This window comes from Bifidobacterium sp. KRGSERBCFTRI (assembly GCF_025908335.1).
Genome location: NZ_CP109653.1, coordinates 3,199,321 through 3,224,322 on the forward strand (window position 1 = coordinate 3,199,321; position 25,002 = coordinate 3,224,322).

Here is a 25,002-nt window from a genome sequence, read left to right on the forward strand (position 1 = left end):
CTCAAAGCGGCATCCTAAATCTTAAATCGGCTGCCCCGAGCATTGATCTCTCGATGATTTCAAATGTGCGTGGCGGAAAAATCGAGAATGGCGTCGCCATGCCCGATAAACTTAACGGAAGCGTCACTTATCGATACACCTACGATTACACTCATGAGCCTTTGAAGGCGGAGATTACATTCACACCTTCAGTTTGGTTCACCGACGTGAACGTGTATTCCACACCTCATGCGGTGGATATCCAGTGGCTGGCCGACAACAAGATCACCACCGGCTGGCTGGTGAACGGCTGTTATGTGTTCCGCGGCATGGATAACGTCAAGCGCCGGGACATGGCAGCATTCCTGCACCGATTGGCCGCCAAGGCGGGCAAGGGCACGAACGTCACTCCGAAGAACAACTTCAAGGATGTGAACGCCAAGACCCCACATGTGGCCGACATTCAGTGGCTTGCAGGCGCCGGCGTCACCGAAGGCTGGAAAGTGGGCAACTCCTACGAGTTCCGTGGCATGAACAACGTGGTGAGGCAAGACATGGCAGCATTCCTGCATCATCTCAACGACAAGGTGCTCGCCAGGTGACACATCGCCGTCACTGGGCTACTGCGGGCTGCAGTCACCAGCACGGCATATGAAACGTCCGCACGGCTCCGAGTTTAATACGACACTCGAAACCGTGCGGACATTCCATGTCAACTCATTGCTCGCTCCGGTTACTTATGCAGGGCGACACTCATGCATTGTCGCGCACGAGCACAATCACATCATGGTTGATGCGATCCGTTTCCTCATCTGCAAGCATCTCATCAATGGTCATCCACTTGCAACGATGACCGCCGACGTCGAACGGCCCGTCAACAGACCAAGAATCCGGCAGCGCGGAGACGACCCCTCGGTAGATGCGATAATCATAGTACCGCATCTCATCATGTTCCGTCGAATACTTGGTGCTCTCTCCGTCCGTCTTGTATTCCAGCGTGCAATCGTCTTGCGGAACCTTGAATTCGGCATGAAGATAGTTGCGAAGGTCCCGCTCGTCATCCGGAACACTCGGAGTGGAGCGACGGTTCGGGAAGAACCAGCACTTCCATTTCGTGTCCCAATACACCAGATATTTGTTGGAATCGGAGATGCCGGGCTCCGTGATTGCGATTATCGAGCTGGCGATGGCATTCATTCCGGCGATCTCCTTGAATAACTGCTTCGTGGTGTAAGGCTTGCGAATGACTCCTGCAATGCCATATATAGTAACAATGGCCCCAAGCACGTACATTGGAATCTTCCACCAGAGATCTTCCATGACCACTGCAGATGCCACATAGAACACACCCGTGATGATCGTGAGCGCACTTTCCAAACGCGGGGCGATGCCGATAAAGTTGCGGCGATTGGCCAGCACCGTCTCCAAGTCGTTCTCGCGAATCATCAGCATCATGCGTCACCATCTTACAAAGTTACAGACTCACGAACGAATGTGGCTCGCCGTAGAGCGGGGCGACTTGGGCGCGAATCTGGTCACGGTATGCGAACCGCACCGACGGATCAGCGAAACCAGGTCCCGGTTTCGGAATCAACGAATCGCCTATGGTAGTCTGCGTCCAACGGGAGCCCATGCGCAGCACGGCCGCATGCTTGACGTCATAGTAACCGGGTTTCACCGGTATGAACGTGCCGCTGCAACCGCGCGCTGCCGCCAGCAGGTGCGGATGATACCGCGTGGACAGCCACCGCTGCCCGGAACGCGCCGGGAAGCCGTGGTCAATCAGGTTCTGCAGCGGGAACAGCACGGGCTCCCATCCATGGTCGCGAATCACACGCAATGCATCCATCGAGTCGTACGGAATGCATTCCACAACGCCCACGCGCTCCCCTGCCGGCGCTTCCCATGCCTGGAGCACCGCGACCATATGGTCCAGCAAAGCGGCCGGATCGGGCACCAAGTCCGTTTGCACGCAAACCATGGTCTCGGGGAGGTCTCCCGCCGCCTCATCGGGCAGGTACACGCCCTCCAAGCCATTGACAAAGCAATCGTCGGGAGCCAGCGTGGCGTATGAATGCGAGGAATCTATGGCATCGAGACTCGGCATATCACGGCATGAGAATGCAGTGATATGCGAGGCGATATCGGCCACCCATTCCGCATCTTCGGCATCGAGCGGCTCCAGTCCCACGCCACTCACCACCGCAGGCTTGCCATGCGCCTGCGCCCATTTCGCCACAGCCAGACGCGCCAAATTCGCATTCCAGAAACTGTGCATATAGCCGCCGCCAATGACGTGCATGTCAAGCGCACGATTGTTCAGCAAACGAATGCCTGCGGCATACCGGGCATCCAACCCCTCGGCATCCAACGCGGCGAGAACGCGATTCGCAATCTGCGGAACCGGAATCTCCTCGATGGTGGGAGCAACGGCAGCAGCCGGTTCCACGGAATCGGAGACGGCATGCTGTTCATCATAAATATGAGCGCGATCGATCATGCACATCTGCGCAACGGTGTCCACCACGGAGAACTTCGGGTGGAGCCCCGAGCAGATTGCCGCAGCCGGCCCGGCGCACAGGCAGTCGAGCACCACAGGCACTTCGGGGTCGACCTGTGCGAGATACTTGACCCATTCACGCGCAATGAGCTCGTCGCCGTAGTTCGGGTAACCGGCCTCACCGATCAGGTAATGGCACTTCGATCGGCGAACAATCTCGGTTTCGGGCAGTGGCTTGACGCCGTAATGGCGGTTATACAGGCGTGTGATCTGCTCCCAGAACGCTCGCTTCGCGGCCTTCAATGGGCCTCCCGACCCGCTGCCGCTCACGCCTGCCCACTTTCGAAGACAGTGTTGGCATCGGCCGCGGTATCGGCAGTCTCCTTGCGGGCGGCCTTCTGCTCGGCGGCCGCGTCTTCGGCTTCCTCCTCACTGATCGGCTTGATGTAGAGTGCACGGTTGTTGATGAGCGCATAGTTGGAGTTGCGCGGGTCACGAATCGCGAATGTGCAGGCGTTGTCGTCCAATGCCACAGCCACGGCATCCGTCATCTTGCCATCGCCGGGTGTGGGCGTGCGCAGCGATGTGATGAGCCGGAACTCGCCGTTGTTGAACAGATCGAGCGGCATCTCGAAATACACGGTATGGTGGCCGGGCTTCGTCATGTGCATCTGTGGATTGCGCGCACCGGTGTCGAAGGTGATGCCTCCTCGGCGAACATCGTGCAACGCGATGGCCAGGTAGAAGTCGTCGGTCTCGTCGAACTGGTATTCCACGGCAAACCGGAACGTATCAGCACTGGTGAGCATGAGCGGTGAGACACCATAGGTGCGCAGCAGCGGGCACCGTTCGTTGAGGCCGTTCGGGTACTCCTCATGCCCCGCTTCCAGCGCCTTGCGAGCCTTCTCCTCGTTCTCCTGGTCAATGGCCTCGAGATTGGCGAGCGTGTAGCTCTCCGACACGGTCTCGCGATCGCCTATCGCGGCAACCTCGCCGTCCTTGATGAACATTGCGCGCGTGCAGTAGCGTTTGATCGCACTCATGTCGTGCGTGACCAGAATCACCGTCTTCGTGGGGTCCTGACGCACCTTGGTGAAGTAATCATCGCATTTGCGTTGGAATGCCTCGTCACCCACGGCCAGCACCTCGTCGAGCACGAGAATGTCGCCCTGGGCCTTGATGGCCACCGAGAACGCCAGGCGAACCTGCATGCCGCTCGAGTAGTTCTTGAGCTTCTGATCCATGAACTCCCCAAGTTCGGCGAACTCCACGATGTCGTCGTACATCGCGTCCACTTCCTCGGGCGTGAAACCGAGCAATGCGCCGTTCAAATACACGTTCTCGCGACCGGTGAGCTCCGGGTTGAAGCCCACGCCGAGCTCGATGAACGGCACGAGTTTGCCGGTGACGTTCACTGAACCGCGGTTCGGGTAGTAGATCTGCGAGATGATCTTGAGCAGCGTCGACTTGCCACCGCCATTGCGGCCCACAATGCCGAAGAACTCGCCCTGATGCACCTGGAATGTGACGTCCTTGAGCACCTGCTGCTTCTTGAAACCTTTGATGCCCTTTGTCCAGTTGATGAACGCCTGCTTGAGCCCCGTGGCCTGTTCGGTGGGCAGCTTGAACCATTTGTCCACATGCTCCACGTCCAACACCACGGGCTTGTCCATGTAGTTGTCGATCGTGACGACGTCGCCGTTCTCCACGGCGTCGGTGTTGTGGTCGGTTGCCTGAGTCATTACATTACCTCCGCGAATCGGCGGCTGTTCTTACGGAAGATGTACACACCGAACCACAGCAGCAGCACGGTGATTGCGATGGGGATCATCTTCACCCACCAGGAGCCGAAGGTGTTCCAGACAGTGGGCTGCGTAGCCGGTGCAATGAAATTATGGCGAATGTCTTGAATCGTCTGCGCAATCGGATTCATCAGTTCGAGATTGGCGATCGTACGATACTCGGGGTGCTTGTCGGTGATGAAGCTCAACGGGTAGATGATTGGCATCGCATAGAAGATGATCTGCTGCAGCACTTCCCAAATATGGAGCACATCGCGGTAGAACACATAGAACGTGGACAGAATCAGCGCGAGCGCAAGCGCGATGATGTACAGTTCCAGCACGTTTATTGGCAGCCAGAGCACCCGCCAAGTGAACTGCACGCGCATGAAGATCGCGAAGATGAGAATGACCACATAATTGATGGCGAGCGAGATGAGCGAGCCAATCGAAGCGGAGACGACGACGATGTAGTTCGGGAAATGCACTTTGCGCAGCAGGTCGCCACGGTCGACAATCGAGCGCAGGCCGATTCCCACGGTCTCCGTGACGAACTGCCAGGAGCTGATGCCGAGCAGCAGCACGACTGGGTAGGTTGGCGTGCCATCCGTCATACGCATGAATTTCGCGAACACCACATACATGACCGCGAACAGCATCAGCGGCTTGAGCACAGACCATGCCACGCCCAGGAACGACCATTGGTAGCGCATCTTGAAATCGGTCTTCACCAGGCCGCGCAATACGGTCATGGCATACCCGTAGCGGCTTTTCAACCGTTGACTCAGCGTATTCACTCGCACCTTCTTCGTTTCGGGTTCAGTCGCTCCATTGTACCTATGCCACTGTTCAAGAGCACCGCAATGGGCGAATCCGCAACGAATGGCATAGACCGCGCGCTTGTGCCTAGAACATGCTTTTTCGTTCGCCTGACTATGCTGGAACTATTCGATAGTCGTAGACATAAGTGAGGATGCATGCCATCGATTCGATTTGCGAACGTGCTGCTGGAGACCAAGCCGCGCGCGCTGAGCTACCCAACGATGTATTACCACACTGATCAGCTGATCACCCCGTCCGGCGAGAACGGCGAGTGGACGATCAATGGCGCCGGCACCGTCGATTTCACCACGTATTTCAACGCGCTGTCCGTGCTCAAATTGCAAAAGTACACACGCGCGACCGGCTTTGCGCTGCATATCGACGTGAAAAGCGCCGGCGAGGTCACGCTCACGCAGACCTGCGCCGAGCGTCTGTCGATGAATCCGGAGATTGTCAAAGACAATTCCCAGACTGTCGCCGGCGACAATGACTGGCATACGGTGACGCTGGACATCTCGGTGGACGAGCACACCGTGCTGGCTGGATTCCAGATTGCCACGACCGCCGCCACCGAGATTCGTAACGGCTACTACGAGGTGTCGTTCGACGGTGAGCCGCGCGATGTGGAACTGTCGATTGCGACGACAACCTTCCGCAAGGAGAAGTTCATCGAGCGCAACATCGAGCTCGTGAAGACCGAGCTGCTGGCTTCGGATTACGACATTGCCAAGCATTTGACCATGCACGTGATCGACAATGGCAGCACGCTCGATGCGGCCGCCCTGAGTGACGAGCATGTGATTGTGACGCCGAACGAGAATGTGGGAGGCGCCGGCGGCTTCGCACGCGGCATGATCGAGTCTCTCGAGCAGAGCACCCCTGCGACGCATGTGCTGTTGATGGACGACGACGTCGAGGTGTCGCCGGAGAGCATTCTGCGCACTTACAATCTGCTGCGCATCGTGAACGACGAGTATGCCGAGGCCTTCGTCTCGGGAGCGATGCTCAACATCGAAGACACGCAGGACCAGAAGGAAGACACCGGTTTCATCTCCACCTATGATGGGTCGTGCGTGCCCGCCAAGCCGCCGCTGCAAGTGACCAAGTTCGTCGACGTGGTATACAACGAATGCTTCGACGAATCCGTGTGCGTGCCCGAGGACGCCCACCGCTATGCCGCATGGTGGTACTGCGTGATCCCGACCACCGTGATCGAGCGCAACGGCCTGCCGCTGCCGATCTTCGTGCGTTTCGACGACGTGGAATACGGCATCCGCTGCAACCCGAAGTTCATGACGATGAACGGCATCTGCGTGTGGCACGCGAAGTTCGACATTCGCTACAATGCCGGCGTGGAGCGCTACCAGACGGTGCGCAACCAGATGATCGGGCAGGCGGTGACCGGCCTGGCGCCGAGCATGAAGACGATGCTCCACAGCCTGCACCACATGGTCGATCTCGAAAGCCGCAAATTCAACTACACCGATGCGGAGCTCGCGCTCGATGGCTTCGAGGACTTCCTCAAGGGGCCGAAGTTCATCATGCAGCCGGTGGCCCAAGAGCGTTTCATGCGGGCGAACCGCGAGAAGGAGAAGCTGGTGCCGTTCGACGAGCTCAAGAAGCAGGCGGCCGAGATGGGCATCACCGACTTCGACCCGGACATGCTCACCCGTCAGGTGATCGATTTCGACGAACCGCGTTCGTTCCAGCAGCGGGTGTTCGATTTCGTCACGAAGAACGGGCAGCGCTTCGGCACCGACAAGCTCGTGGCGATCAGGTTCGACGGCAGGGGAGACGAACCTGAGACCGCGCTCGGTTCCGACGGCGACCGTGTGGAATACACCATCATTCCAAGTGCGGGCTGGCTCTACCCTGCCGGCATGATCCACAACGAGAATGTGATCATCGCCATCGATTGGGCCACCCGCAAGGGCGTCATTCGAGTCAAGGACGCCAAGCGCTACAAGGAGGTAATGAAGCGCTACAAGCGTGACATGGCCTACTACAAGAAGCACGCGGACCGCCTGGCAGCCGAGTATTTGGCAGCCGGCCCGCAGATGCAGTCGATGCGCTTCTGGAAGCAGTACCTCGGCATGGACTGATGCCACACGGCGCAGTCGGTGCGATCGTACCCCGACTGCGACACGCTGGACTTGTGACTTACGTGAGCTTGTTGTATTCTATTTAAGTTGCGTAAGCACACTGGAGGATTCGCCTAGTGGCCTATGGCGCACGCTTGGAAAGCGTGTTGGTGTAACAGCCTCGCGAGTTCGAATCTCGCATCCTCCGCTCTTCAGCCGGAACCTTAGGGTTCCGGCTTTTTCGATTTCAGCGGCAGATAAATACGCCAGATAGCAACGCATCACGTTGTCGGCGACGCCATATCGTGGGATCATGCGGTCATTCCGATGAACCAGTTACGCACCGTGGTATACATGCCAGTGCGTACCGAAGCAAACTCCGCAAGCCGCCCCTTGGCGAACAGGCCGAACAGATTGATCAGCATCGTGAAGAACACCAGCGCGACGAGCAGCGTTACCAACGTACGGAACCCCAATGAGTCACGAACCGCGAACGGAACCTCATGGGACTTGGCCAAATCCAGCCCTTCAGACTCGATTGCCCCCTGCTGTATGCCAGAGTCGAAGGCGAGCACCACGAGCAGTGTGGCGAGCATGAAATAGAAGGCGTAGTCGCCCGAGTAGCGCATCGTGGTGCCGCCCTTGTAGCAGTCAAACACGGCCACGATGAAACCGACGGTCATCATCGTGCAGGCCAGCCCCCACACCTTGTGGTCGCGCAGTTGGTACCGCAGGAGTATGAACAGCAAGGCGAACAGCGCCAGCGGGTACACGGCGAAATAACCGCCGATCGACGGCTCGTTCGGTGCAGCCAGCGTGGTGTCCACCGTGGTAATGAACGGGAAGCGCATCGTCGTGGCCACCGGTTCGAACAGCTGGTTGAATACCTGCCCCGGCAGTATATAGAGGGGACTTCTGCGCGTGGTGAGGTCGAAACCGGTGAAATTGTAGTTCTGCCCGAAGTTAAGCCACGCACCAAAGCGAATATGGTTGTAATACAGCAGCGGAACCGTCACGAGCACGAACGGGAGCAGCGCGGCCGCCGTCCCCCATGCGCCGCGCTTGGAGAACAACGTGCGGTGCTGGGTAATCTGCTCCCAGAACAGCGGGAATGCCAGCAGCCAGGCGGCCGCGAACTGCGGGCGCGAGCCCAGCAGCAACGCCATGCACAGCGAGCCAGCACCGATGAGCCGACCATTGACCGAGCCGTCGTGCCGTTTTGACACCTGCCAGAACCACAGGCCCATCAGCACGAGCGCGATCGCACAGACGATGGGCACGCCATAGAAGTTGCAGCTCATGTTGTATACGAACAGATTCGTGCCTATGTTGAAACCGATGATCACGAGCCATACGACGCCGAGCGAGGCCTTCGGAAAATAGTCGTGTGCAAGGCGACGCACCAGCAGCGTGCCGAAGACGACGGCGAGCGCGGAGAATATTCCCATCGCCACCCAGGTGGGCATCCAGTGGCCGGTGATCAACTGGTAGGGCACGAACGTGAGCAATGCCGGGACCACACCGAAATAGCAGTAATATCGTCCATTGAAATATGCGTGGTCCCATATGAACTGGTGGCCGTCGCTTGCAGCCAGACCACGGCGCGCGAAGAAGTCGTACGGATTCGCCATCGTCTGCAATACCGGATCGACCGGCAGATCGAGCCACGTATGCCCATGGATGAGTGCGTCCGCCAGCCGTTGGTACTGTTCATGATCCACATAATGGCCCGTTCCGGCGTCATACCCCCACGGCCTGGGCATCGTCAGCGCGGCGACGGCCACAATGAGCGCGCTCCATGCGACCACGTACACGGTCGTGGCCGACCGTTGCCTGTTGCTGTGCAGGTTCACATGCAGCCGGTAGATCGCTGAACGCGGTCTGAACACGACGAAGAACGCGGCGATGGCGATTTCAAGCAGTAATCTGAACGGATTGATTTCAAATGGAATCGTGGGATTCGCGTACACGCGGTCGAAGATGACCTTATGACCCTTGTCTCCGTAGAATCGGACCCGAATCTCGGTGGAATCGTAATACTGCAGTTTCTTGCCGATCAGCAGGTACTGGCTGCTCGGATTCGTCGTATAGTGCAGTTCGTTGCGCGGGTCGCCCCACACGCCGTCGCTGTCGCGGCTGCTGACCCACTCGTTTCCGGACATGGTGCGTCCGCCAGTCGTACGGAGTTCGATCGCGCCGTCGACATACCGGTTCTGTTGGTATTCGGTGTTGTTCCTGTTGTTCGGCGTGGCCTGCACACGTACGCTCTCTACACGCACCGGCCCTCCCCCGTCGCGCGCGCTGACTGGCACGGTGACGGTCGCCGTCTCGGGATCGGTGATCTCATACTCGTTGTTTCCGAGCGACTTCAGGCCGCGGCCTATGACTGGCTCGCCAACCACGGCCTGCTGCAGGCCGGTTGTTCTCCAGTGCCCCAGATTGAAGAGCCCTACTTCGAAGAACGTGACGATGACGACCGCGACGGCGATGGCCACCCAAAGCCCGCGCTTCGATCGGACTTGGGAATCTGTAATCTGTTCCATTGTTTTCACTCCCCTCACGCCGTCAATCCGATGAACCAGCTGCGAACGGTGGTGTACGTGCCGCTGAAGGTGCCGTGCCAGGCGTCGAGTCTGTTCTCGTTGAACAAGCCGAACAGATTGATCAGCAGTGTGAGGAACACGAGCGTCACCAGCATCGTCTGCAATGTGCGGAAGCCGAGGAACCGATTCACCGAGAATCCTTTGGCGTGCAGATTCACGGCAGGCCTGTGCTGCGCGGCCGTGGCATACGCGAGCACGACGAACAGGGCGGAGAGCATGACCAGATAGGCGAAATCGCCGTAATACCGCATTGCCGTGCCGCACTTGTAGCAGTCAAACAGGGCGACGACGGCGGTGAGCGCCATCATCATGACGGTCATGGCCCACACCCCATGCGCGCGCAGTTGGCGACGCACCAGAACGAACAGCAGTGCGAACAGCGCAAGCGGGTAGATGGCGAAATAACCGCCAATCGACGGTTCGTTCGGACCGGCCATCGTCGTGTCCACCTGCATGATGAACGGGAATCGCATGGCCGTGTCGACCGGCTGGAACCACTGGTTGAACAGATCGGGCAGCACTGTATATGGCGAACTGCTGCGGGTGGTCATATCGAAGCCGGTGAGATTGTAGTTCTGGCCGAAATCGAACAGCGAGCCGAACCGCACGTAATTGTATGCGAGCAGCGGCGGAATGACGAGCGCGAACGGCACGAACGCGGCGATGGTGGGAGCCAGCCCCTTGCGGGAGAACAGCGTGCGGAGCTTGGTGATCTGCGGCCAGAACAACGGGAACGCCAGCAACCACGCGGCCATGAACTGTGGGCGTGAACCGAAATTCAGCGCCATGCACAGCGAGCCGGCGGCGATGAGCCAAGGATTGACGGTGCCGTCGGGCCGTTTCGACACCTGCCAGAACCATAGGCCCACGAGCGTCACGGCAATCGAACAGTTGATCGGCATTCCATAGAAATTCGGACTGTAGACGTAGACGAACAGATTGGTGGCGACGTTGAACCCTATGATGACGAGCCACACGACGCCGAGTGAGGCCTTCGGGAAGTAATCGCGGGCGAGACGGCGCACCAGCAGCGTGCCGAATACGACGGCGAGTGTGGTGAACACACCCATCGCGGCCCATGTGGGCATCCAATGGCCGGTGACGAGCTGGAACGGCACGAAGGTGAGCAATGCCGGGACCACGCCGAAATAGCAGTAGTAATGGCCGTTGTAGTAGGCGTGATCCCAATAGAAGGTGTGCGTGCCGTCGGCGGCGATGCTGCGACGGGCGAAGTAGTCGTAGGGATTGGCCATGGTGGTGAGCGCGGGATCCACCTTGAGATCGAGCCAGGTGTGGCCATGGATGAGGGCGTCCGCCAGCCGTTGGTATTGCTCGTAATCCACCCAATGCATGAAACCGGTGTTCAGACCGCTCGGTTTGGGCATGGCGAATCTGGCGATGGCGACGATGATCGCCGACCATGCCACGACATAGCCGGCGATGGCGAGGTTCTGCCTCACGCGCCGCTCATCGACCCGCATCCGGTAGATGCCGGAACGGGGGCGGAAGAGCACGAAGAACGCGGCGAATGCCAGCTCCACCAGCAGTCGCCACGGGTTGATCTCGAAGGGGATCACAGGATTCGCGTGAATGCTGTCGAAGAGCACGAAATCGCCCTTGTCGCCCAAGTAGCGCACGCGAATCTCATGTGAGTCGTAGTACTGCAGTTTCTTACCGAATATGAGGTATTGGCTGGCCGGATTCGTTGTGTAGTCGAGTATGTTGAGCCGATCTTCCCACACGCCGTCGCTGTCGCGCGAATCCACCCAAGTGTTGCCCGAAATGGTCTGGCCGCCGGTGGTGTTGAGTTGAATGGCCGCTCGCGAATAATGATTGCGCTGGTTGGGCACTTCATTCGTATTGCCTGGCGTGGCCTGCACGCGCACGCTGCCTATGCGCACCGGCGCACCACTATCGCGCGCGCCCACCGGAACCGTGATGGTCGCGGTCTCTGGATCGGTGATCTCGTATTCGTGATGCCCCAACGATTTGAGACCTTCGCCAATGATGGCATCGCCCACGGTGGCAGCCTGCAGACGACTGGTTCTCCAGTGACCGAGATTAAAGAAGCCCACCTCGAGGATCATCACGGCAACGAATGCGATGGCCATGCTGACCCACAGACTGCGACGGTTCCCGCCACTGTGCGTCGCAGACGCCGTCACGCTCCCGTGTGGTTGTGCCTGACTGACCGGCTCGCGCATGGAAACTCCTCCACCATGTTCTGTGTTCGGTTTGCGTTTCTCAGGGTACCCGTACAGTGTAGGCAACGCGAATGAGAAATTTCACATAGCATGCGAGAACGGCCGGATGGCCGGCCCCCTGCCATTGAGCAGTCGGAACTGCATGCACGGGCCGCAGGCCGGCAAGGCACCGCTCCACCGCGGCCAGCCCGGCTATGCGCCGAAGCTCGACCGCGACGGCGATGGCATCGCTTGCGAATGATGCTCGTCAGCACGCCCGCAAGCCGCAATGGGTGCCGTGGCACGGCTCATTAGGCCACGACATCCACGTCAATGATTTCCGCGTCACCGGCCGCCTCGCCCAGTGCATGTTCCGATTCACTGTGTGGGGCGGTTTCCGGTTCCTTCGCACTGGCGACGATCTCGGCAAGCTCCGCGGAATCGACATCGCCGTCGTCTTCATCTTCGAAATACGGCATGATCAACCGCGCATAGGTGCCCGGATGGTCGTTGAGCACGGCCATGGCCAGTTCGGAATTCAGGTCGTCATCGTCCACGAACACGCGTTGCAGCACCACCGAAGCCATGTCGGAGAACACATTCTCCTGGAATTGCGACAGATTCCAGAAATCGGGGTCATCGGCATCGCACAGCCCGAAATTCCCGCCGTCCTCAATCTCATGCTCGAACCGCACCACCACCTGCATGGGCAGCAGGGCCACCGTGAGGTCGCGCACATCGTCGCACAGATGCCCGAGCAGGCGCACACCCTCCTCGAATTCCTCGCGATTGCGCCGTTCAAAGCCCATCGTGATCTTCGAACCCATTGCCGCACCCATCAGCGACACCGTGAGATCCTCCAAATACAGCGGATTCTCCCATAATGGCACCGAAGGCACCGCATTCGTCTCCTCGAGCATTCCGCTCAGCATGCGCGTGCTGCGGGTCTGCTTGTTCCACAACGCACGGTACGCCTCCACCACTTTTCCGGCGTCATACAGGTACCTGCGATCCATGGCTTTCGTGGCAGCCGCATGCTCCTCGACATCCGAGGCGTCGTGCTCGTCGATCAACGCATGCGCATACTCCAGGTCGGCCTGCACACGCAATTTGCGTCGATACCGGATGATGCGCCGGAACCGCATGTCGGTGCTCGCACCCAGCCGCCGCACTGTTTTGTCTTCACGTAGCATGCACATGCCCAACCCCCAGTCGTTGAGTATCAACGTCGCCAGTTCGCGCCGCCTCTCCCCCGGTTCGCCCCATTTCGCCACGCAATACGCTGCCAACATGTAGGTGTGGAGGGAATGGACGCGGTTGTAGCATTCGCGTTGCCACGTTGGCCCGGTCCTCTGCACTGTGGCATCCAAACCGCACCGCAATCTGCCATTGACCACATCCGGCCCGTTCACGATCACCGGCATGTGTTCGGCGGGCTTATGCAGCAGCAGAGCCATCGAGGCATCGTTCATGATGTCGTACAACCACACCGCCATGCCATGCCTGCGCACGGTGGACGAACAGTACAGCATGAATTTGCGGGCCTCGTCGATGAGGTCGTGATCCAATCCGAGCGATGCCATGCGTATGAGCGACCCCCAATGCGTGGGGCCGAACAGATCCTGCGCCAGCACGTCGATGCGACGATCCACGCGACTGAACAGGTCCATCTGCGCCTGCACCTGCGCCGACACCGTCTGGCACATCTGCTCATTCTCGGCACGTTCCGGCGTTGCATTACGCCCCTTGGCAGCCGAGCCGCGCCTATGGAACGCCCCCGTGCGCCTGTTCGAAGACTCCGTCGAGGTATGTGGTTGTATGGTGGGTGAATCGATGCGGTCGAAACTCAGGGGAGCGTGGGAGACCACCTCATCGAATCTGCGTTCCAGCTGATTGAGCAGTTGCAGGAAGCCGATCGAATCGAACGCGAATGGTTCTGGCATGCAATCCTCTTTTCCTAAAGATGCGGCGCCCACGGTGAGCGCTCGTATTCATACACTCGCATAGGTGCACAGAGAATTTCTCGTATCCACAAAAATCTGTGGACAAGTGGATGACAGAGTGGATATCCACGGGGATAACTTGAATTTCCACCGTGAATATGTGGACAATGAACGTCGCGGTATGCACATTGTGGACGACCTGCCATCACAATCCACCATGAACTGTGCATCTGTTGTGGATAACCCAGCCGCGAATTTCGCCTCACAGCATTCTCATAGCCGGGCTTGGAAATATACTTACTCAGGAACGCACAAGGTGCATGAATACAGATTGCGGGGTACTATGTTCATCTTCGGCCAAGCTTGGAAAATGCTGTGCCGCCATCCATTGAGGAGCCTGCTCATCGTACTGGTGAGCGCGGCCATCGCCATGTGGTCCACATTCGGAGGCGCAGTGCTGCAGGAGAACCACAAGGCGCGCACGGAAACACTCGACAAGCAAAGCAACACCGCCGTGATCCGCCCGTCCAGCCAGCTGTTGGAAACACGCCAAGGCGACGACTCCTCCTGGACCGAACACTATCTGTCTTGGTCGGACTACGACAAGCTCGCCTCCGCCGGGCAAACGCAAGGCATGCAATACAAATACACGGTGGCCGAAAGCGTCCCCGTGCGCGAAAGCAAGTCGGTGCAGGCAATCACCACAGGCAAGACGTCCGATGCCAGTGCCGACAAGACCGGCGGCAATCTCACACTGCAGAGCTTCTACACGGCCGAAGCCGCACAGGCGAACGAATACGGCCCATACGAGGTGGTGGAGGGCAAAGGGCTCGACTACCAGAACTCCCTGGCGCAGAACGTGCTCATCTCGGAAGCGCTCGCGAAGAAGAACAACCTCAAAGTGGGCTCCACCATCACCATCGGCAACCCCACCGATGCGAAGAAAACCTATGAATACACGGTGGTGGGCATCTACCGCTACACCGGCAACCCCGACAACGCGCAAGGCGACGACGCCAAATTCGCCAAAGACAACCGCAACAACGTGCTCTACACCACGTACACCACCTTCGCCGTGAACGGATTCGACACCACCAAAGGCAAAGGCTGGTCAATCCCGGACCTCAACGTCGTGTTCACGTTCCAGAACCGCAGCGACATCGACAAATTCGCCGCGGCGCTCAAAGCCGACCTGCCGAAGGGCTTCACGGTGAGCTCGCCCACGATCACCCACTACATGCAGTCGATCGAAGCGCTGGGCACGCTTGCCGGAACCACTCGCATCATCATGATCGTGCTGTGGATCTGCGGCGCGCTTGCACTGCTCGGCCTGGTGCTGCTCGCCGCACTCCCCCGCTCTAACGAGATCGGCATGGGCATGCTCGTCGGACTCAGCAAGGGACGTCTCGCATGGCAGTTCATGCTTGAGACGTTCATGCCGACGCTCGTCGGCCTCGCCGTGGGCTTGGTGCTGGGCGCATGCACCGCCAACCCGCTGGCAGGCGCATTGGGGGCTCAGCATGACGTTCATGCAACCGGTGGCCTCGTATGGCAGGTGATCTGGATCGGCGTGCTGTGCTCGGTGGCGCTGGCCATTGTCGCCGGCCTGCGCGTGACCTTCTTCCGCACCATTCGACTCTTCGAGTCGCCGTACATCTCCGATTCCGCAGATTCCGAGGACTGACATGACCGAACACCACGATTCCAAAGACACAGATTCCAAAGACACCCCAACCACCCCGCAGGAAAACGCCTCCGAGAACGCCGCACCCGACACCTTCGACTATGTGGTCGATTACTGGGACGACGAGGGATCTGCAAGCAACGACTCCTCCGACGCCGTCATCGAGGCGCTGAGCGCGACCGTGGATGCGAACGCAACCGATCCGACCGATGGCGATACCGATGCCGACGGAGAGCCTGCCGCAGACAAATCACGAGAGACGGCTCCGGCACACTCCAACGAGAACGCGCAAGTCACCGTGCCGGATGTGGTGCAGGTGGCAGACCATCTCGACTCGTCACTGCAGGCCGAGGAAGATGGCGAAGACGCCGCGCTCGCCGGATCCTCGATCTTCCGCGCCTACCCCATGCTTTCGCTGCACGATGTGACGGTGAGCGACCCGAAGACGAAGGAGCACATCTGGCAGCATCTCACCTTCCGTTGCGAGGCCGGCGAATGCTACGCGATCATGGTGGACGCGCATGACACGCGCCGCCATGCCACGCTGCTGGCGCTCATCGGCGGCTTCATCGCCCCATCAAGCGGTGAGATCATGACGAAGACCACCCCGTACGAAGACATGGACGCCGAGCAGCTGCGCGGTCATCGTCTCGGCATGATCACGCCGCAATTCTCGCTGCGCGGCGATCTGAACGCCGTGGAAAACCTCACCTACGTCATGAACGCCTCCGGGCAGACGTTCATGAAACCAGTGAAGGGGCTTGCGCAAGACCTCCTCGTGCGCACGCGGTTCGGCGAGAACACGAAGGCGGACGAAAGCACCCTCGCCGACGAACTCGACCCGGTGGATGCGGCCAGACTCAGCATCGCGCGTGCCTTGGCCATCGACCCGGACTACATCATCGCAGACAACCTCACCGTCAATCTCAACGAGACCGACACCAAGCAGGTTCTCAACCTGCTCAAGGCACAGGTGAGCACGCCGGACAAGCAGCGCACGGTGATCGTCGTCACCGCCAGCGAGCAGATCGCCAAGCAGTTCGACAACATCATCGACCTGCGCTGACCTTACAGGCCACGTTTCCCGTTAAGGGCTAGGATTTCTCGTTACGGGCTGGGGCAACATGCATTACAGAAATCCCCAACTGTTGAAAAATGGCGATTTGAGATTCACGCTACCGTGCATCCGTGGTAGTTTGCCCTAGCCCGTAACGGAAAATCCTAGCCCGTAAGCAATCTGCAATCTACAATCTGCGGATCAGTCGACCAAACGCATGTGATAATGCTCGGCGAGCGCCGGCACGTCCGGTTCGCCGTATTTGCGCACCAGTTCAAGCCAACGCTGCTTGTTCTCCGCGCCAAACCGCGCTGCCTTGCGCGCGTAGGCGGAGGCGGTGAGGAACTTCGGCGGCACCGACTTGCTGTGGTATTTGTCGGCCACCATGACCACCTCCTGCTCGAGATTCACCGGCACGTAGTCGGCCGGCGGCAGCGGCAGATGCTGGTCGATCACATCTTCCCTCGTGAGTCCGCAGCCGGTGTGATTGCGCGCGAATTCGGCGATCGATTCGTCATACCCCTCGTTGAGGAGCAGTTCATAGCCGATGAGACCATGCTCCACATACCGCGGGCCATCGAAACTCAGCGGTTCGCCGTTCGAACCGTCGTTCTTGAGCACGGCGTAGGTGCCTATGTCGTGCAGCAAGGCGCCGATCGTGGCCTTTTCCACGTCGATGTACCGTGGGGGCACCATGCCGCCGGTCACGCCGTCGGTGGGTGGCACGACGAACCGATCTTCCTCCGGCGAGCCGATGGCGTCGGCAATGCGTTCGCCGGCGAGCGTGGGGTAGTCTCCCGTGCGCTCGAGCGCGTCGTCCGGCAGCGTGCAGCGGCGCATGAACAGCGCGTTCTGCCGGTGAATCAGCTGCCGCGTAATCTGCGCGATGATCTGGCAATGCGTATGGATGAGATCGTAGGCGGCCTGCGATTGCGCGCATTTGCGATGCAGTTCGTCAATCTGGCCGAATGTAGGAATGATTCCGCTCATACCCACACTCTAGCCCCGATGCCGCAAATTGGCATAGTTTGCGCACATGCGCGCCTGCGTAAAAAGGGACAGATTGGTGCCGCTAAATGTCTCCAATTACGTCGTCGAGACGTAAAAAGAGACAGATTTGCGCAGGTAAATGTCCCAAATTACGCAGGCCGAGAGCCAGTCGAACGCAGAGCGAGAGCAGGCGCGCGGCAGATTGCCGCCGGTATCCTAGCGCTCACCCACCAACGATTCAGATCGAACGCACGCGGAAGGCGCCCGTGCGGTTCGAGGCGACGATCATGCGATTGTTGCCGAGGTCTTTCCAGCCTTCGTCCGCCGGCTGCGCGAAACCGCTGCTCGCGGCGACGACGCCCTTGCGCGCGCCATCCGCACCGGTGATCTCACGGTACCTCACCGTGCGGTAATCTGCGGCCTCTGCGGCACGCCCGTACTGCGCGTACACGTCGAGCACATCCTGCTGTGTGGGCCCGTTGTCGTGCGCCTCGAGCACGATGAGCTGGTCGCGGCTCTGGATTATGCAGTTGTAGCTGGAATCCGGGTATGCGCCCCGCAGTTCGCGCACCGCCTGAGCGAGCGCCTCCTCGAGTTCGTAGCCATAACCGAGGTACTGCAGCACAATGGCGAAGTAGATCGCGGAATCCGAACGTCCACCCGTGGACTGCACGAGCGTGTGGTCCACCGGGTATGCGCGGTTCGTCGTGATGTTGCGCCCCTGCGCATCACTGATGTCTCCATTGTGAATGAAGCTCAGTCCGCTCGCGTAGAACGGCTGCTGGTTCTCCAGCACGAGCGGCAGATTCGAGCTGGCCAGTCGCAGATGCCAGATTCCGCCGCGCACCGGCACGCTTGCCAAGTCGCCGAAAATCGAGTCGTAGCGCGCGGCGATTGTATTGCGGTAGATCGCCGAGCCGGTGGATGGCGAGGGCGCGCCGCCATCGGTCACATGGGCAGTCTGGTCCGGCTCCTTCACCATGGCCGTTCCCCAACCGTCGTTGTGAATCTCGCTCAGCTCGCGGAAGGCGTCGGTGCTCTGCGCACCCAGCACCTCGCGCAGCGAGATGTTCTCGTTCGCGGTCGCGTATCCCAGTAATCTGCACATGGTTGTCGAGTGTAGCGTGCGCATGTTGCCCATTCACCCATTTTCTCGCAATCCCGTTATCGCATATTTCTATAACGGGCATCTCATCGTCGGGATTTCAACGATTTTCACAGATTGTCCCCGCACACGGCCTGCCGAAATCCCGCACCGCAAGATTTACCCCGAGCAAAACGTCCCTCCCGATTTGCATAAAAAGCTCTTTTTACGCGAAAGCTCGCTTTACGTGAAAAGAGACAGAAAACCGCGCGAACCTGTCCCAAATTACGCAAACGGACCTACGCGCAAAGGGTCACTGCACACAGGTGCGCACAGCCTAGTTGATGCGCTTCAGGCGCGGCGGGCGCACGGTGGCAAGGAACAGCGGCTGCACCTCGGTCACCGGGTCATACGGGGCCAAGCCGAACCATTTGATGGGCGAGCCGGCGACATGGCGGATCGCATACTTGATGCGCAGGGCCATCGCACCCCTTTGCGACACCTTCGACTCGGGCATGAGCTCCTTGTGAATGAGCACGTAGCGAATCGGGCCGATCTCCGGATCGGCATCCACCTTCGGGTACGTGCTCTTCTGCGCGGGAAGTTCGCCGGTGCGCAGCAGATCGTGCATAATCTGGTGCAGATACGCCGGCACCGACGTGCGCACCTTGAATCCCAGCCGAATGCGCACGCGGAACAGGAAGTCCGTGCCGAGCGTCTCCACCGAGTATTCGCGCGTGAACGGCTCGTCCGAGGTCTCCACCGAAACGCACCACCAAGCGTGCGCGCGCTTCGGGTGGCTCGCGAAGATCGAGAAGAAGATGTCGGTGTCGATGCGCTTCATCTCGGTGTCGGAGGTCAAATACACGATGTTGTCGGCATAGTACGGAATCGTGTCGTCGTCGTGCAGGCGATGCAGCACCGGCAGGCAATCCTCTGGGCTCATGTGGCGACGTTGCGCGCGCTCGAGCTTCGTGCCCTCGTCCCACGTGGCCATGACGGTGAGGATCGCGAGCGCGAGCAGCATCGTGAACCAGCCGCCGTGCAGGAACTTGGCCATCGACGCGATGAAGAACATGAACATGATCATGGGGAACACGATCGCGAACAGCACCGCCGCGAATCTGCTGCGCATATGCCACAGGTACACGGTGACGAGAATCGACGTCATGATCATCGTGATCGTGAGCGCCAAGCCATAGGCGGCGGCGATGTGCTCGGAATTGCGGAAGATGAGCAGCACCAGCAGCGTGGAGCAGCACAGCACCACGTTCACGGTGGGAATGTACAGCTGGCCGCGCGTACGGGCCGGATAGCGCACCTGCAGGTGGGGCATCCAGTTGAGGCGGGTGGCTTCGGAGACTATTGTGAATGCGCCGGAGATGAGCGCCTGCGAGGCGATGATGCCGGCGATCACCGACAGCAGCACGGCCACGTAGCGCACGCCGGGCGTCAGCATGGCGAAGAACGGGTTGGGGGCGTTCCCGTCGGGTACGAACGCCGGATTCTCGAGCGTGCGGATGATCCACGCGCCCTGGCCGAAGTATGAGAGCACGAGCGCAAGGTTGATGAACGGCCAGGTGGCGTAGATGTTGCCGCGGCCCACATGGCCCATGTCGGAATACAGCGCCTCCGCGCCGGTGATCGACAGGAACACGGTGCCCATGAGCGCCAGGCCGGCGTGGTTGTCGCCGCTGACGAGGAATTGGATGCCATGCACCGGGTTCAGCGCGCGCAGCACCTCGAGGTTCTGCGACATGCTGATCGCGCCGGTGACCGCGATGAACAGGAACCAGACGAGCACGGTGGAACCGAACACCTTGCCGATGCGCTCGGTGCCGCGCGACTGCACGGCGAACACGGCGAGAATGATCACCAGCGCGATGAACAGCGTCAGGCTCGGGTTCTCCTCGAACACGCCCTGCAATGCGGGCAGCGTCTGCAGGCCTTCGACGGCCGAGCTGATCGACATCGCCGGTGTGAGCACCGAATCCGCGAGGAATGCGGCCCCGCCGATCATCGCGGGAACGATGAGCCATTTGCCGTATTTGCGCAGCAACGAGTACAACGCGAAGATGCCGCCTTCGCCCTTGTTGTCCACGCGCATGCAGATGAGCACGTATTCGACGGTCGTGATGAGCGTCATCGTCCAGAACACCAGAGAGAGCATGCCTATGACCGCGGTCTCGTCGGCATGCTGCACACCGCCCTGACCGGCGAGGAACGTCTGCATCGTGTACAGCGGCGAGGTGCCGATGTCTCCGTACACCACGCCCAGCGCCACGATCGACATGGCCAGTGTCACCTTGTCGGGGCCGGACTGCAGCGTCCGCCACCAGCGACCCACCGGACCGAACGCCTTGTGCTGCTCGAGCTTGGCGGCCTCCTGGCGTTTCTTTTCGTTCGCCTCGATGATCGCCAGGCGCTCTTCCTTCGTGAGCACCTTATGCGACACCTTCGGTGCCTGCGTATATTTGTCGGCGGTGCGTAACAGCGGCTCGTCCGCTTGCTGCTCCGGTCTTTCGTCCATACTCATTCCTTATACCATGGCGCGCCTTGGGGCACTCCACACTGTGAAGAAACAACGCAAACTGCCACACTAATCAGCATCGAGACAACACCCTCGGCCAATCCGCCGAAGGCAGAGTGGTCAACGGGGAATGCATTCCCTGCGCACGGGGCATGCCTGCGGGACCATAACCGTTGCGAACCGGCCCCAATCGGGCGCTTCCGGCTCAGATTCCATACACCTCGCGCGTGGTGTTGCGCGTGGCCCGTGCGACCTGTTCGACCGGCGTGTCGAGATATTCGGCAAGCGCGGCGAGCGTGTACGGGATCATCATCGGCGCGTTCGGCCGCCCGCGGTACGGCATTGGCGTCAGGTATGGAGCGTCGGTCTCCACCATCACATGGTCGAGCCCCACAAGTGCCGCAGATTCAAGAATGCCGGTGTTGCCCTTGTAGCTCGACGCTCCCGACAGCGAAAGATACCAGCCGTGCTCGCGTGCGATCTCGCCCATCTCGGCATCGCCGGAATAACTGTGGAACACGGTTTTGCGCGGGGCGCCGTCTGCGAGCAGTGTCTCGATGACATCGCGGTGTGCGTCGCGGTCGTGGATCTGCATGGGAAGGTCGAGCTCCTTGGCGACTGCGATATGGTCGCGGAAGGCCTCACGCTGAATCTCCTTGGCGCTCTCGCCGGTGCGGAACAAGTCCATGCCGGTTTCGCCTATCGCCACCACCTGTTTCGGATATGCCTTGGCAAGCCGGCGCACTTCGGTCATCGCCTCGTCGAACGGCACGTCGTGCCATGGTTTGTAGCGCACTGGCAGACCGTCGGGGCCGGGTGCCCCGCGATGCCCGTGCAACACCGCCTCGTTCGGGTGGATCGCAATCGCCGCCCACACGCTGCCCGGGTGTTCGCGTGCCATGTCGATGGCGGTCATCAGGTGGGGCAGTTCGCAACCGCAGTCGATCACGCCCTCCACGCCCACTGCGGCCGCCTGGTCGAGCAGTTGGTCGACGCTGTAGACGGCGATCTCCGGCTGCCCTTTCTCGACGGCCTCATGACTCAATGCCTGTGAAAAAGGCACCACGGAGGCCACGTGCGTGTGATTATCGATCACGTGGGCGTCCTGCGGCAATGCGGGCGGCAGTGGCGCCCAATCACGAACCCTGTGCTTCTTGCTCATGCTCCCACTCTACCGCCCGCCACCTTTGCCTTTGAGAAATCTGCCGGCAGGTTCGCGGTGACCCGCGCTATTTGGGGCGTATATTTTGAGATTCATATAAACTTCTGATTTAGCGCCCCGTAATTGAGAAGTTTATTTGCAGATTCATATAAACTTCTCAATTACGCAGATTATCGCCCCTCGATATCGTGCCCGGCGTTCTCGCTGGCATCGTCATCCGCTGTGCCATCGGCAGATGGCTGCGGGAATGTGATGGCGAAGACACGTGCGGAGGGCTCCTTGTCTGCGGAGGCTTCGATGCGCACGGTCTCGGAATCCGCCCATTCAATGCGCCACGGCTTGGCATCGGGCGCATGCTCCGGCTTGGCCGGATTGGGGAACACCTGCTCGATATGGGCTCCCTCACCAATCTCCAAATACAGCGAATTAATGCCGCCACGACGCCAGATGGTCAGGTATTGGGCCTCATCGACGTGCTCGGAGCCTTGGCCGTCAGTGCCATTCCAGTCTTCGTCATGCGACAGCCCGGTCACATTGGGGGCATGCCGCAAACCATACACGAGCCAAGGGCTGTTGAAGTCCGGCAACCCACAGGGCCACCATGGCACCAGATGCGATTGCCCGCCCAGGATCGTGCGGTGCAGTGCGATCGCATCGCGCACCAGGCCCAGCCGCGCCTCGTCCATGCGGTCGATGAACCCCGAGAGGTACAGGCGGCCCAGAATGCCTGCAGCCAGCGTGAACACGGCGGTCTCGTCGTCCATCTCCTGCTGTGCATAGCCCCAGTTGCCCTGCTGCTCCGGAAGCACCGTCATGCCGGCGCCGGCGGCGATCGCCGCATAGACGAGTGGATCGGACTGGTCGGAGGTGGACTGCATGTCGAGGCGGCTCAGCATCGCATAGTCGGCCCTCATGGCACCGGAACCGCAGTTTTCGATCATCACGTCGGGGTGTTTGGCGCGGATCTGCTCGATCCACTGCTGCACCGCGCGGCAATGCTCGAGCAGGCCCTCGCCCACCGAATCCGTGTCGACATCGGTGCCGGCACCCGGCGTCGTGTTGTAGTCGAACTTGAAGAACCTCACATTGAACTCGTCGATCAGGCGGTCCACCGTGGCCGTGGCATGGGCGCGCGCCACCGGCGAGCGGAAGTCGAGATGGTAGCGGCCCTGATCGGCGATGCGGACGCCATGCCGGCAGAAGAACGCCGAGTCGGGCAGCATCTTCGCCAGCGGCGAGCGCACGCCGATCACCTCCGGCTCCAGCCACAGGCCGGCCTTCATGCCGTGTGACTGGATGTCGTGGATGAGGCCGGCCAGGCGGATGTCGCCGAAGCGGTTCATGGAGGGTTTCCATTCACCCACCATGTCCCACCAGCCGCCGTCCTCGCTGTCGTACCACCCGGCGTCGATGCAGAACACGTCGGCGCCCACCTTGGCCGCGCCCTCCACAAGCGGCAGCTCCTTCTCGATGCGGGGGTCTCCCCACAACGTGTTCATGTAGTCGTTGTAGACCACGAGACCCTTCGCCTGTTCGGCCTGCTCCAGACGCCCCATCTCCATGGCCTTCGCCCGGTAGAGCGCGCGCCGCTGCACGGTCATCTCGGCCACGGCATGCTGCCAGTCGCCCGCGCAGACCACGAACGAGACCGGCACCGTGACGAAGGGCTGGTTGTCGCGCAGCATGATGAACCACTGATGGTCGTCGTATTCCGGCCCGTATGCGCTCACGCGCAGACCCGGGTCGTCCTCGCCGATCTCCCATTCCCAGGCGCCGTTGTGCTCGATCTGCCATGCGAATGAGAAATGGCCGAGCTCACCCGGGCGGCCGCCTCCTTCGACGATGCCCATCGGCTCGAATTCGCCGGTGGACCACGTCGAGGTGGAACGGCGGGCGAATCGGGCGGAGGACATGCCCGGATTGATCACCTGGTTGCGGTCGCGCAGCGTGGTGGAACGCAGCGGGGCGCTTTGCCAGGCGTTCTCGCAGTCCCACGAGCTTTCTCCCCAATAGACCTGCGCCTGCGCATCCTCCAGTTTGGCCGCTTCCATGGGCAGTGTTGCGTTCATCGACGACACCGCCTCCACTGGATATGGCTCCTCGCTGCACAACCGTGTGTAGGTGCGCACGGCGCTCGTGTGCGCCGTGGCCTCGAACACGCTCGTCACCAACGGGCCGTCCCCGTCCGGGTCGCGCTGCACAATCGCGAGCAGCGTGACCGGCTGTCGCTCATCGCCCAATCTGTTGAGCTCATATGCCCGCACGAACCTCAGTTTGAGGCCGGCGGACGAAACGGCGAGCTTCAGTCTGTTGTCCCCGCCGCCGTCAAGCGAACTGCGCAGTTCCACGATCGGCTGCGCATCCGGTTCGCCGGCGATGTTCGCATCTACCGGCTCCATGCCCCGGCCGCTCATGCCGATCAATGTCACCGGTCTGTCGTCGCTCACGGCGAAGACGAGCGTCACCGTTCCGTTGCCCCATACGATGCGCCCTTTCGAATCCGGCTTCAAGGCGTTGCGGGGCGCCGTCAACTCGTCCAACAATGCGGGGCGGCTATGTTCAAGCATCACGTATTCCTTCCTCTGCGTTGCCGTCTGACTACG

General features: G+C 60.2%; 17 protein-coding genes and 1 tRNA gene. 6 read left to right on the forward strand and 12 right to left on the reverse strand.

The genetic code is table 11. The features are described from left to right. Window positions 1-98: 98 nt before the first annotated feature. Window positions 99-581, forward strand: a complete 483-nt coding sequence (locus OGI63_RS13520) for an S-layer homology domain-containing protein (protein ID WP_225842356.1) — start codon at window positions 99-101, stop codon at window positions 579-581. A gap of 151 nt (window positions 582-732) precedes the next feature. Here the strand turns inward: OGI63_RS13520 and OGI63_RS13525 are convergent, their stop codons facing one another. From OGI63_RS13525 to OGI63_RS13540, 4 genes are read right to left on the reverse strand one after another with little or no spacing between them, the layout of a single operon-like run. After that, window positions 733-1,434 (reverse strand): hypothetical protein, encoded by a 702-nt coding sequence (locus tag OGI63_RS13525; RefSeq protein WP_004219224.1) that lies wholly within the window; start codon window positions 1,432-1,434, stop codon window positions 733-735. Window positions 1,435-1,453: 19 nt separating this feature from the next. Then, the gene (locus OGI63_RS13530) at window positions 1,454-2,809 is read right to left on the reverse strand and encodes a polysaccharide pyruvyl transferase family protein (RefSeq protein WP_004219226.1); all 1,356 of its coding nucleotides are present in this window, start codon (window positions 2,807-2,809) and stop codon (window positions 1,454-1,456) included. Continuing rightward, window positions 2,806-4,221, reverse strand: coding sequence for an ABC transporter ATP-binding protein (locus OGI63_RS13535; RefSeq protein WP_004219227.1), 1,416 nt, complete (start codon window positions 4,219-4,221; stop codon window positions 2,806-2,808). The genes OGI63_RS13530 and OGI63_RS13535 overlap by 4 nt, the downstream gene beginning before the upstream one ends. Then, a complete protein-coding gene (locus tag OGI63_RS13540; RefSeq protein ID WP_319026321.1) occupies window positions 4,221-5,057 on the reverse strand; it encodes an ABC transporter permease in 837 nt (278 codons plus the stop codon). The genes OGI63_RS13535 and OGI63_RS13540 overlap by 1 nt, the downstream gene beginning before the upstream one ends. A 180-nt stretch (window positions 5,058-5,237) precedes the next feature. Between OGI63_RS13540 and OGI63_RS13545 the strand changes: the two genes are divergently transcribed. Both OGI63_RS13545 and OGI63_RS13550 read left to right on the forward strand, forming a co-directional pair. After that, window positions 5,238-7,184 carry a glycosyltransferase gene (locus tag OGI63_RS13545; RefSeq protein WP_004219229.1) on the forward strand — a complete coding sequence of 649 codons (1,947 nt, stop codon included), beginning with the start codon at window positions 5,238-5,240 and terminating at the stop codon, window positions 7,182-7,184. Window positions 7,185-7,286: 102 nt separating this feature from the next. Then, window positions 7,287-7,371, forward strand: a tRNA-Ser gene (locus OGI63_RS13550). Between the two features lie 103 nt (window positions 7,372-7,474). Here the strand turns inward: OGI63_RS13550 and OGI63_RS13555 are convergent. Beyond that, complete coding sequence (locus OGI63_RS13555) at window positions 7,475-9,706, reverse strand: hypothetical protein (RefSeq protein WP_004219230.1); 2,232 nt, start codon at window positions 9,704-9,706, stop codon at window positions 7,475-7,477. Window positions 9,707-9,720: 14 nt separating this feature from the next. Beyond that, the gene (locus OGI63_RS13560) at window positions 9,721-11,970 is read right to left on the reverse strand and encodes a hypothetical protein (RefSeq protein WP_004219231.1); all 2,250 of its coding nucleotides are present in this window, start codon (window positions 11,968-11,970) and stop codon (window positions 9,721-9,723) included. On the opposite strand from OGI63_RS13560, the gene OGI63_RS13565 reads away from it, so the two are divergent. Beyond that, window positions 11,969-12,211, forward strand: coding sequence for an excalibur calcium-binding domain-containing protein (locus OGI63_RS13565; RefSeq protein WP_014482412.1), 243 nt, complete (start codon window positions 11,969-11,971; stop codon window positions 12,209-12,211). The two genes, OGI63_RS13560 and OGI63_RS13565, sit on opposite strands and share 2 nt — an antisense overlap. A 49-nt stretch (window positions 12,212-12,260) precedes the next feature. Here OGI63_RS13565 and OGI63_RS13570 read toward each other — a convergent pair whose 3' ends face one another. Continuing rightward, window positions 12,261-13,892 carry a hypothetical protein gene (locus tag OGI63_RS13570; RefSeq protein WP_004219233.1) on the reverse strand — a complete coding sequence of 544 codons (1,632 nt, stop codon included), beginning with the start codon at window positions 13,890-13,892 and terminating at the stop codon, window positions 12,261-12,263. Between the two features lie 343 nt (window positions 13,893-14,235). Between OGI63_RS13570 and OGI63_RS13575 the strand changes: the two genes are divergently transcribed. Both OGI63_RS13575 and OGI63_RS13580 read left to right on the forward strand, forming a co-directional pair. After that, window positions 14,236-15,576, forward strand: a complete 1,341-nt coding sequence (locus OGI63_RS13575; protein ID WP_004219234.1) for an ABC transporter permease — start codon at window positions 14,236-14,238, stop codon at window positions 15,574-15,576. Between the two features lies 1 nt (window position 15,577). Then, the gene (locus tag OGI63_RS13580) at window positions 15,578-16,642 is read left to right on the forward strand and encodes an ATP-binding cassette domain-containing protein (RefSeq protein ID WP_004219235.1); all 1,065 of its coding nucleotides are present in this window, start codon (window positions 15,578-15,580) and stop codon (window positions 16,640-16,642) included. 192 nt (window positions 16,643-16,834) lie between these two features. On the opposite strand, the gene OGI63_RS13585 is transcribed toward OGI63_RS13580, so the two are convergent. From OGI63_RS13585 to OGI63_RS13605, 5 genes are all read right to left on the reverse strand, one after another. After that, window positions 16,835-17,623 (reverse strand): HD domain-containing protein, encoded by a 789-nt coding sequence (locus OGI63_RS13585; protein ID WP_004219236.1) that lies wholly within the window; start codon window positions 17,621-17,623, stop codon window positions 16,835-16,837. A gap of 238 nt (window positions 17,624-17,861) precedes the next feature. After that, entirely contained in the window at window positions 17,862-18,731 is an 870-nt protein-coding gene (locus OGI63_RS13590) for a class II glutamine amidotransferase (protein ID WP_004269244.1), read from the reverse strand. Window positions 18,732-19,044: 313 nt separating this feature from the next. Further along, complete coding sequence (locus tag OGI63_RS13595) at window positions 19,045-21,237, reverse strand: KUP/HAK/KT family potassium transporter (protein WP_004219239.1); 2,193 nt, start codon at window positions 21,235-21,237, stop codon at window positions 19,045-19,047. Window positions 21,238-21,442: 205 nt separating this feature from the next. Continuing rightward, window positions 21,443-22,399 carry a TatD family hydrolase gene (locus OGI63_RS13600; RefSeq protein ID WP_004219241.1) on the reverse strand — a complete coding sequence of 319 codons (957 nt, stop codon included), beginning with the start codon at window positions 22,397-22,399 and terminating at the stop codon, window positions 21,443-21,445. Between the two features lie 170 nt (window positions 22,400-22,569). After that, complete coding sequence (locus tag OGI63_RS13605; protein ID WP_004219242.1) at window positions 22,570-24,966, reverse strand: glycoside hydrolase family 36 protein; 2,397 nt, start codon at window positions 24,964-24,966, stop codon at window positions 22,570-22,572. Between the last annotated feature and the right edge of the window lie 36 nt (window positions 24,967-25,002).

Excerpts from the sequence above, each read along its gene's own strand:
- OGI63_RS13520 (WP_225842356.1), top strand. The coding sequence starts at position 99 with ATGCCCGATAAACTTAACGGAAGCGTCACTTATCGATACACCTACGAT.
- OGI63_RS13525 (WP_004219224.1), bottom strand. The coding sequence starts at position 1,434 with ATGATGCTGATGATTCGCGAGAACGACTTGGAGACGGTGCTGGCCAAT.
- OGI63_RS13535 (WP_004219227.1), bottom strand. The coding sequence starts at position 4,221 with ATGACTCAGGCAACCGACCACAACACCGACGCCGTGGAGAACGGCGAC.
- OGI63_RS13545 (WP_004219229.1), top strand. The coding sequence starts at position 5,238 with ATGCCATCGATTCGATTTGCGAACGTGCTGCTGGAGACCAAGCCGCGC.
- OGI63_RS13555 (WP_004219230.1), bottom strand. The coding sequence starts at position 9,706 with ATGGAACAGATTACAGATTCCCAAGTCCGATCGAAGCGCGGGCTTTGG.
- OGI63_RS13565 (WP_014482412.1), top strand. The coding sequence starts at position 11,969 with ATGGAAACTCCTCCACCATGTTCTGTGTTCGGTTTGCGTTTCTCAGGG.
- OGI63_RS13560 (WP_004219231.1), bottom strand. The coding sequence starts at position 11,970 with ATGCGCGAGCCGGTCAGTCAGGCACAACCACACGGGAGCGTGACGGCG.
- OGI63_RS13570 (WP_004219233.1), bottom strand. The coding sequence starts at position 13,892 with ATGCCAGAACCATTCGCGTTCGATTCGATCGGCTTCCTGCAACTGCTC.
- OGI63_RS13575 (WP_004219234.1), top strand. The coding sequence starts at position 14,236 with ATGTTCATCTTCGGCCAAGCTTGGAAAATGCTGTGCCGCCATCCATTG.
- OGI63_RS13580 (WP_004219235.1), top strand. The coding sequence starts at position 15,578 with ATGACCGAACACCACGATTCCAAAGACACAGATTCCAAAGACACCCCA.
- OGI63_RS13585 (WP_004219236.1), bottom strand. The coding sequence starts at position 17,623 with ATGAGCGGAATCATTCCTACATTCGGCCAGATTGACGAACTGCATCGC.
- OGI63_RS13590 (WP_004269244.1), bottom strand. The coding sequence starts at position 18,731 with ATGTGCAGATTACTGGGATACGCGACCGCGAACGAGAACATCTCGCTG.
- OGI63_RS13595 (WP_004219239.1), bottom strand. The coding sequence starts at position 21,237 with ATGGACGAAAGACCGGAGCAGCAAGCGGACGAGCCGCTGTTACGCACC.
- OGI63_RS13600 (WP_004219241.1), bottom strand. The coding sequence starts at position 22,399 with ATGAGCAAGAAGCACAGGGTTCGTGATTGGGCGCCACTGCCGCCCGCA.
- OGI63_RS13605 (WP_004219242.1), bottom strand. The coding sequence starts at position 24,966 with ATGCTTGAACATAGCCGCCCCGCATTGTTGGACGAGTTGACGGCGCCC.